The 275-nt window shown below is 65.1% G+C and carries 1 protein-coding gene; it reads left to right on the top strand.

Going from position 1 to position 275, the window contains the following annotated elements; all coding sequences use genetic code 11:
* A partial coding sequence (locus SB816_RS31435) for a hypothetical protein (RefSeq protein WP_410548175.1) occupies nucleotides 1-183 on the top strand: 183 nt, incomplete at its 5' end.
* Nucleotides 184-275: the final 92 nt, after the last annotated feature.

The raw sequence follows: 275 nt of genomic DNA on the forward strand, positions 1-275 counted from the left end.
GTGGGCATTCCCGTCTATTCGCTCCTCGTTCCGCGCGCGCCGTGCGATGCAGACGGATTGAGCTGCATCCCGCTTTATGTAATGATATCCATTCTCATTATCATATTGACCGGGCGGCGCACGTTCCACGTGGCGCCGCTCGTCGTGTCGAACGAATGGAAGCTATTGCGTGAACGCGCCTGAAACGATCGCCCCGCCGCGGGCCGACCACCAGCCCGCCGCGGGCGTCACCGTGCTGCGACCGGCCGTGCGTCCGGCGAGCGACGCCGAGCTGG

The organism is Achromobacter sp. SIMBA_011, from assembly GCF_046535435.1.
GTDB classification, from domain to species: domain Bacteria; phylum Pseudomonadota; class Gammaproteobacteria; order Burkholderiales; family Burkholderiaceae_B; genus Achromobacter; species Achromobacter dolens.